Source organism: Dietzia sp. Die43, from assembly GCF_024519835.1.
GTDB classification, from domain to species: Bacteria; Actinomycetota; Actinomycetes; order Mycobacteriales; family Mycobacteriaceae; genus Dietzia; species Dietzia kunjamensis.
The window spans coordinates 1-1444 of record NZ_JALJRF010000050.1 but is presented as its reverse complement, the minus strand read 5'-3'; the positions used below and the strand labels follow the sequence as shown (position 1 = coordinate 1444).

At 66.0% G+C, this 1444-nt stretch carries 1 protein-coding gene; it reads right to left on the bottom strand.

Annotated elements, in window-relative coordinates:
* Positions 1-50 precede the first annotated feature (50 nt).
* On the bottom strand, positions 51-1310 hold the full coding sequence (locus tag NR111_RS18150) for an IS256 family transposase (protein WP_096905832.1): 1260 nt from the start codon (positions 1308-1310) through the stop codon (positions 51-53).
* Positions 1311-1444: the final 134 nt, after the last annotated feature.

The window sequence follows — 1444 nt, the reverse complement described above, 5'->3', positions numbered from 1 at the left end:
GGTCAAGCCCCTGGAAGTGGTGTAACTGAATGGTGATCCTTCGTGGGTGGTCAGGCGGGTAGTTGCATCAGGTCATCGGTGCTCACCTCCGTCGGCGAGCTGGTGGCGGGGTCGGTGGTCAGGGTGAGTCGGCAGCGGCTGAGGACTTCGAGACCGAGGTAGCGGCGGCCTTCGGCCCATTCGTCGGTCTGCTCGGCCAGGACGGCGCCGATGAGGCGAACGATGGCATCCCGGTTCGGGAAGATCCCGACCACGTCGGTGCGGCGTCGGATCTCCCGGTTGAGCCGCTCGGTGGGGTTGTTGGACCAGATCTGCCGCCACACATCGTCGGGGAACGCGATAAACGCCAGCAGGTCCTCGCGGGCATCGCCGAGGTGGTCAGCAACCTCGGGCAGTCTGCCTTCGGTGTAGTCCAAGAGCCGGTCGAACTGGGCATTGACAGCCTCGGCGGTGGGCTGGTCGTAGACGCTATGCAGCATCGCCTTCACGGCCGGCCACATCGACTTGGGGCACGCGGCCATGAGGTTTGCGGCGTAGTGGGTGCGACAGCGCTGCCAGGCGGCCCCGGGCAGGTTCGCCGCGATCGCCTCGATCAGCCCGGCGTGGGCATCGGAGGTCACCAGCCGGACTCCGCCCAGGCCACGGGCCACCAGGTCGGCGAAGAAGGTGTTCCACGAGGCCTTCGTCTCGCTGGTGGCGACTTGCATGCCCAGGACCTCGCGGTGGCCGTCACCGTTGACCCCGGTGGCCAGCAGCACCGAGGCTTTGACGACCTGCTTGTTCTCCCGGACCTTGATCGTCAGCGCATCGGCGGTGACGAACGTGAACGGTCCGGCCTCGTCCAGGCGCCGGTGCCGGAACGCCGCGACCTGCTCATCGAGGTCTTCGGCCATGCGGGAGACCTGGGACTTGGACAGCGAGTCGATGCCGAGAGTTTTGACCAGCTTGTCCATCCGGCGGGTGGAGACCCCGGCCAGGTAGCAGTCCGCCACGACGGTGATCAGCGCGGATTCGGCCCGCTTGCGACGCTCGAGCAGCCACTCGGGAAAGTAGGAGCCCGAGCGGAGCTTGGGGATGGCGACGTCGACGGTGCCGACCCGGGTATCCAGGGGCCGGTGGCGATAACCGTTGCGGTAGTTGGTGCGCTCTGACGAGCGGGCGTTCCACTCGGCGCCGCACACGGCGTCGGCGTCCGCGGACAGCAGGGCGTTGATCATGGTCTGCAGCAGCTCGCGCATCAGATCCGGTGACGCGTCGGTCAGGGCTTGGCTAAGCAGGCCTGCAGGGTCGACAATATGGGGTGCGGTCATCGTGATGACTCCGTTCGAGGATTCGGTAGAAGGTTGACTCGAAGGATCACACGGTGGCCGCTCTACATCCGTACACAACACGGAATCGCAGACGATCTCGGCCACCGAGTTACACCACTCTATGGGGCACTACT